General features: G+C 38.2%; 7 protein-coding genes. All 7 read left to right on the top strand.

Going from position 1 to position 6648, the window contains the following annotated elements:
• The coding region (locus AC1DQW_RS24925) for a response regulator (protein ID WP_477456527.1) at nucleotides 1-378 on the top strand (378 nt) is incomplete at its 5' end.
• On the top strand, nucleotides 359-1444 hold the full coding sequence (locus AC1DQW_RS24920) for a sugar transferase (protein ID WP_477456526.1): 1086 nt from the start codon (nucleotides 359-361) through the stop codon (nucleotides 1442-1444). The genes AC1DQW_RS24925 and AC1DQW_RS24920, both read left to right, overlap by 20 nt.
• A gap of 3 nt (nucleotides 1445-1447) precedes the next feature.
• Nucleotides 1448-2128, top strand: a complete 681-nt coding sequence (locus AC1DQW_RS24915) for a TolC family protein (protein WP_477456525.1) — start codon at nucleotides 1448-1450, stop codon at nucleotides 2126-2128.
• Nucleotides 2129-4288 carry a GumC family protein gene (locus AC1DQW_RS24910; RefSeq protein WP_477456524.1) on the top strand — a complete coding sequence of 720 codons (2160 nt, stop codon included), beginning with the start codon at nucleotides 2129-2131 and terminating at the stop codon, nucleotides 4286-4288.
• A 58-nt stretch (nucleotides 4289-4346) separates the two neighbouring features.
• Nucleotides 4347-4484, top strand: coding sequence for a hypothetical protein (locus tag AC1DQW_RS24905; protein WP_477456523.1), 138 nt, complete (start codon nucleotides 4347-4349; stop codon nucleotides 4482-4484).
• Nucleotides 4485-4501: 17 nt separating this feature from the next.
• Entirely contained in the window at nucleotides 4502-6013 is a 1512-nt protein-coding gene (locus AC1DQW_RS24900; RefSeq protein WP_477456522.1) for an O-antigen ligase family protein, read from the top strand.
• Between the two features lie 11 nt (nucleotides 6014-6024).
• On the top strand, nucleotides 6025-6639 hold the full coding sequence (locus AC1DQW_RS24895; RefSeq protein ID WP_477456521.1) for an acyltransferase: 615 nt from the start codon (nucleotides 6025-6027) through the stop codon (nucleotides 6637-6639).
• Nucleotides 6640-6648 lie beyond the last annotated feature (9 nt).

The following is a 6648-nucleotide window of genomic DNA, read 5'->3' as shown; positions in this document are numbered from 1 at the left end:
ACCTTACTAATTGTTGATGACGATTTAAGCATATTGAAATTACTTAATTTTATTCTTTCAAAAGACTATGATGTTGTGGTTAAAAACAACGGCATTGATGCATTTGGTTGGTTAGAAGATGGCAACATGCCCGATCTGATCCTTTCTGATCTTGAAATGCCTTATTTTGATGGTCAGTCATTTGCTAAAAATGTTAAAATAAGTGGGTTTTATCGCGATATTCCGGTTTTATTACTATCCGCAGCCCACGATCTGGATGAGCAGGTAAGCAAAATGCCTTTCAAAATAGACGGACACATGTACAAACCATTTAAACCTACTGAGCTAAAATCAGCAATTAACAAACTCTTACAAGTTTATGAATCACAAAACGTCTGATTGGAACAAAAACTCAGGTTCGCACATCAAGATTGCTTATGCCGGGTTGAACTTTAAAAATCTGATATTAACCGGCCTTAGCAATTTTAATATCCACCTTAACGATTCCATTGCCGAGCTTGACAATTACCTTAAAGAGCAGTCTATTTTAACCGTACCAGACATTATCCTGATGGAGGTAGATGCTAGTGGAAAATGCTTTGCACTTGTTGAAGAAATTAAAAAAAGCTTTTTGCTTAATGGATCAATTATTGTTTTGTTATCCACTCAAAACGACAAAACACTTAAAAAAAGGGCTATTCAACTTAAAGTACATGATTTTTATAGCCAGCCTTTTGCTATTGATGACCTGCGCGAAAGGCTAAACTTCCTGGTAACCTTTAAGTTGATAAAACCAAAGCTGCTTGAACTTTCAAAAGAGGTTGATACAACTTACAAAATGCCTTTTGGAAAGCGTATTATTGACCTTGGCATCTCGGGGGCAATGTTATTTTTCCTGTCGCCGCTTTACCTGCTTATCGCTATTGCTATAAAGCTTGATTCAAAGGGGCCGGTACTTTATAAAAGTAAACGTGTTGGTACGGGTTACAAAGTGTTTGATTTTTACAAATTCAGATCGATGCGAACCGATGCAGATCAATTGTTAGCTCAATTGTCAACAGAGAACAATCAGTACGCAACCGGGGGCGGAGCCAATAAAGCAGCATTTGTAAAAATTAAAAACGATCCGCGTATAACAAAGCTTGGCAACTTTTTACGTAATTCGAGCTTAGACGAACTGCCGCAACTTTTTAACATATTAGTTGGCGATATGTCTGTAGTTGGCAACCGGCCGTTACCCGTTTACGAGGCCGAAATGTTAACCTCAAACGAGTGGTCGATGAGGTTCCTGGGGCCCGCTGGTTTAACCGGGTTATGGCAGATAAGCAAACGGGGAAAAGAAGATATGTCTGAAAGGGAAAGAAAAAAACTGGATAACTTTTATGCTCAAAAGTACTCTATTTGGTTAGATTTACGGATTATTGTTGGAACTGTGCCAGCTCTCTTTCAAAAAGAAAAAGTATAAATAATGAATAAACCTATAAAAGTTTTTTGCTTTTTATTAACTATCACCCTGTTTTCTAAACAATTATATGCCCAGGAAACATTTATTAATACGGTTAACATGCCATATCTTGATAAGCTGGTAGCTATCGCTAAAAAGAACTATCCGGAGGTTAAAGCGAAGCAAAGCCAGGTAAACGCCGCCCACAGCAATTATAATGCAACCAAATTTGCATGGCTGGATGGATTAACCGCCTCTTACATTTATAGTCCGCAAAATTTAGTTAACCAGGCACGACCCACCATATTTAAGGGCTACCAGCTGGCTATAACACTTAATATTGGTCAACTGTTTAAAAACCCTTCAATAACCAATGCGGCGCGTGAAACTTATAAAATAGCGCAATACGAACAGGCCCAATACATGCTTAATCTTGAAGCCCAGGTAAGAAAACTTTACTTTGCTTACCTTGCTGCAATGACAGAGCTAAGGTTACGTTCGGGCGCAGTAACTGATGCGGGAAGCGCGGTTAAACAGATGAAATACGCTTTTCAAAAAGGAGAAATCACATTTCAGGTTTATAACGAACAACTAAACAGTTATTATACTCAAAATTCGTATATGGTACAGGCAGAATTAGCAACATGGACAACCAAAACCAGTCTTGAAGAGCTATTAGGTATTAAATTAGAGGATGTAAAATAAATGGAGATAACCAATTTTTTTAAGCTTTTAAAAAAATACAGATTAATACTAATTTTTTTACCGCTTATAACTATAGTAGTATCGTTTTACTTAGTTAAAAATCTTCCGGATCGTTATGTATCCCATGCGCAAATAGCCACCGGCATTATTGACGGATCACGTCATCTTCTTGATAAGGATGCAAATGTTCAGCAACAACAGGTATTAAGTGAGTTTGGTAACCTACTGGCTATTATGAGGTTAAAAAAAATAGTTAACCAGGTTTCTTACTTGCTTATCATACATGACCTTAAGAATCCAGATGCACCATTTCGCAAATACAGCAAGCAACTTGCAGAAATGCATGAATATGAACGGGCGGAGGCGCTAAAGGTTTTCCAGTATAAGTTTGATCACCTTGAAGCATTATTACTTTACAACGAGAAGGAAAGCACCTTGAACGACCTGCTGCGTTCCATGAAATATGATGATGGTTCTTTACGTAAGGAACTGATAATTTACAGGGATGAAGACAGTGATTTTATATCTGTAATGTATAATTCAGAAAATCCACAATTATCTGCAACTGTGGTAAACGAACTATGTACACAGTTTATTAAATACTACACACAAACGGTAAAGCAAAACGAATCAACCGCCGTTTCTTTTTTATCGGATCTGATGAAGCAAAAAAGAGGCTTGCTAAGTGATAAAACAGCTCAGCTTCAAAAATATAAGATAGATAATGGCATATTAAATCTTGAGGAACAATCAAGAGCCATTTTTAGCCAGATACTGGTTTATACTAATAAAAAGCAGGAAGCAGAAAAGGATATTGCATCTAATGAAGGCGCCCTTAAAACCATTAATGATAAATTTGACCCTGCAGATAGAAAATATTTAGAATCAACCATAAGTAGATATAACCAGGCTATAACCTCAACCCAGGATGAACTTCATACTGTTCAAAACAGGTATATACGCAGCAATTATGATCCTAAATACAAACCTGCATTAGATTCTCTGCAAAAAACACTGGCTTCCGAAATTAATCAGTCGTCGGATAAATATATAAGCAGCCCGCTTATAGCTAAAGACGAACTGGTTAAGCAAAAATTAACGCTGGAAATATCCCGTGATATGGCTAAATACAGCATTCAATCTATAAACAGCGAACTGGCCGACCTGAATGGAAAGTTTGCCCGCCTGGTGCCTTTTGATGCCAAGGTTAACACCTATTATTTTGACATTGACATTGCCAGTAAAGAGTACCTGGAAGTTTTAAATAAGTACAACGAAACTAACCTGAAATCAAACTTCTCAATTAAACTGATTCAGGTTGAAGTTGCCGCGCCCGAAGCTCCTCAACCATCAAAAAAAATGCTGCTGATTGGTTTAAGCGCGATAGCGATGCTTTTTGTTTGTCTGTTCGTTTTATTTTTACTGTTCTACCTTGATAATACGATTAAGGAACCAGCCGAACTGGTTAATAAAACACAATTGCCTTTATTGGGCGTTCTTAACAAGATTCATGGGGCAAATCTCGACCTGAGAAAACTTTGGGATGTAGAGAACCGCGATAAAATGCAGCAGTTTAAAGATCTGTTACGATCAATAAGGTTTGAAATTGACCAGGAACTGCGCGGGGAAAGGGTTATAGCGATTACCAGCATGACAGCTTATGAGGGTAAAACGCTATTTGCTACAAGCCTGGCCTACTCCTACGCTATGATTAACAAAAAGGTTTTGCTGATTGATGGAAACTTCAACAATCCCGACCTCACAATGGCCATCCGTCCTGCCATGTTTCTTGAAGATTATTTTAAAAATACCCCCGTAATTAATAACCTTGAAGCAGGTAGCAGTACATCAACCGTATTAGGTAACCATGGCGGCGATGTAACCTTGCTTGAAATTGGCGACGAAATATTTGTTAAAAACCGCTTTGATGCTCTCAGAGCAAAATACGATATAATTATTATAGATACAGCACCACTAAGTTCATTAAATAAATCAAAAGAGTGGTTATTGTTTGCCAATAAAACAATAGCTGTTTTTGAAGCTAATAAAAGCATAACAAACGCACAAAAGCCTTACCTGGCCTTTTTAAAAAGCCTTGGTAATAAGTTTGGTGGCTGGGTGTTAAACAAGGCCACTATTAATAATAAAAAAGGAAAATAGATGTAAATAAAACACCCGCAATGTTATCGGGGTTAATTTACCTTTAGCTTTACCCGTTATGAGAATAGATCCCGCAGAAATAAAGCCAGATCCTTTTGAAAATTTAACGGCTCTTCAAAACAGATCGCGTAAGGCAGCCATCATACTGGCCTTTGCCGGCGTTTTTGTATGGGCGGTTAAAATTTTGTTTTTATAAATCAATAGCTATGTTAAATGCTGAATGACCAAACAGATAATAAAGTAAGGGGATCATTTTGGAAAAGTTTGCTTGTTCAAAAATTTTCAAGTCCGTTTATATTATCTTTTTTGGTAGCCGCCGCAGTTATTGTAGGCTTAATAGTTTATGAATTGGGCTTCATGGGCATAGGCGCCATTTTTGTGTTAATGGTAGGTTTACCTATTCTTTTTGCTATTGTAGCTTATCCCAAAATTGGGATAACTGTATTAATTATTGCTTCGTTTTTTATCAATTACGTTTCAGAATTTTTACCTGCTGGGGTGCCAATAGGTACCTTGCTTGATGCTATCACCTACCTTTTGATTCTTGGATATTTCGTCAAACAAAAAAGCGAAAATGACTGGAGTTATTTTAAAAACCCAATAAGTACACTCATTATCATTTGGCTTGTATACAATTTATTGCAGGCTATAAACCCGGCTGCGGCATCTGTTTTAGCATGGGTTTATACTGTACGTACGGTTGGCTTTATTATGCTGATGTACTTTGTATTTGTTTACCATATCCGGTCTGTTGATTTCATTAAATACCTGTTAAAACTCTGGCTTGCACTCGACCTCATTGCCGCAATATCAGCCTTCCAGCAGGAAAACTTTGGTTTTTTATCATTCGAACGAAAATGGCTTTATGGTGATCCACAGCGGGTAAGCCTCCTGTTCATTGATGGGCACATGCGCAAGTTTGCCATTTTTTCAGATCCGGTTACTTTCTCTTATAACATGGTAATTGGTTCTTTATTATGCATTGCCCTTATTATGGGAAATATAACTTTACGCAAAAAGATCACATTGGGGTGCCTGGCTGCATTTTTCCTATATGTAATGCTTTATTCGGGTACACGGGCGGCTTATGTGCTGTTACCGGCCTCGCTTATTATTTTGGCTGTACTTAATTTTAACAGAAAGGTACTCATTTTTACCGTAGTAGCCGGCTTAATGCTTGGCGTTTTAATTGTTGCCCCCACATCAAACCCGTTAATAAAAAGGTTTCAAACTGCCTTTAAGCCTTCTAATGATGCATCCTATAACGTACGCGCCGAAAACCAAAGGCGCATCAAACCATTCATTTTAGCCCATCCCTTTGGCGGAGGCCTTGGGTCTGTGGGTGTTTGGGGCAGGCGTTTCTCACCAAACTCCATGCTGGCTAAATTTCCGCCGGATAGCGGTTATGTACGTGTAGCCGTTGAAATGGGCTGGGTAGGATTGATCCTTTTTTGTACATTGTTTTTTGTGGTATTACGTAGTGGCATTAACAATTTCTTCCTTATAAAAGATCCGCAGCTTAAAAACTATTGTATGGCCATGATACTGGTGATATTTGCTTTTAATATAGGTAACTTTCCGCAGCAGGCCATTGTACAATATCCGTCAAATATTATATTTTACCTTGCAATTGCCATTATAGTGGCCTGCAGGCGACTTGATACAGAACAACAAAAACTGATGGGTGCAAGCAACAATAAAGGCGAAGTATTATTACCACAATAGAATTAAAGCCGATGTCAGTAATAGCTACAATAAAATCAAACTCAAAGTTAAAAAAACTGGTTCACTGGATGCTCATACCAACCGGTCAATCAAGGCCCAGGTTGTGGGTGCGCTGGTTTATTACTCCTTTTTATCACCATCGGGGTAAAGGTGCCGTTGTAAGGTATTATGCACGTTTGGATATATTCCCCTTTAATAAGTTTTCATTAGGGAGCAAAAGCATTATTGAAGATTTCGCGACCATCAATAATGGTGTTGGGGATGTAGTAATAGGCAACAACTGTGGCATCGGCATAGGTAATGTGATTATTGGACCGGTTAGCATGGGCAATTATGTAATGCTTGCCCAAAACATTGTAATATCGGGCCTTAACCATGGCTATGAGGATGTAACACTTCCGCCACGGATGCAAAAAGTTGTAACAAAACAAATCACTATTTGCGATAATGTTTGGGTGGGCGCCAACAGCGTAATTACAGCAGGTGTAACCATAGGCAAACATGCCATAATTGGTGCCGGCAGCGTGGTTACCAAGGATGTTCCCGATTATTCGGTGGCAGTAGGCAATCCGGCCAAAGTAATTAAAAAGTACAATTTTAAAACAAATTGCTGGGAAAAAGCGTAACAAACAAGC

The sequence above is a fragment of the Mucilaginibacter sp. P5_A4 genome, from assembly GCF_056400605.1.
The sequence above is the reverse complement of the archived record's forward strand: the minus strand, read 5'-3'. Positions and strand labels throughout refer to the sequence as shown.

What these genes read in the sequence shown, in the direction of transcription:
- AC1DQW_RS24920 (WP_477456526.1), top strand. Translation starts at nt 359, where the DNA reads ATGAATCACAAAACGTCTGATTGGAACAAAAACTCAGGTTCGCACATC.
- AC1DQW_RS24915 (WP_477456525.1), top strand. Translation starts at nt 1,448, where the DNA reads ATGAATAAACCTATAAAAGTTTTTTGCTTTTTATTAACTATCACCCTG.
- AC1DQW_RS24910 (WP_477456524.1), top strand. Translation starts at nt 2,129, where the DNA reads ATGGAGATAACCAATTTTTTTAAGCTTTTAAAAAAATACAGATTAATA.
- AC1DQW_RS24905 (WP_477456523.1), top strand. Translation starts at nt 4,347, where the DNA reads ATGAGAATAGATCCCGCAGAAATAAAGCCAGATCCTTTTGAAAATTTA.
- AC1DQW_RS24900 (WP_477456522.1), top strand. Translation starts at nt 4,502, where the DNA reads ATGCTGAATGACCAAACAGATAATAAAGTAAGGGGATCATTTTGGAAA.
- AC1DQW_RS24895 (WP_477456521.1), top strand. Translation starts at nt 6,025, where the DNA reads ATGTCAGTAATAGCTACAATAAAATCAAACTCAAAGTTAAAAAAACTG.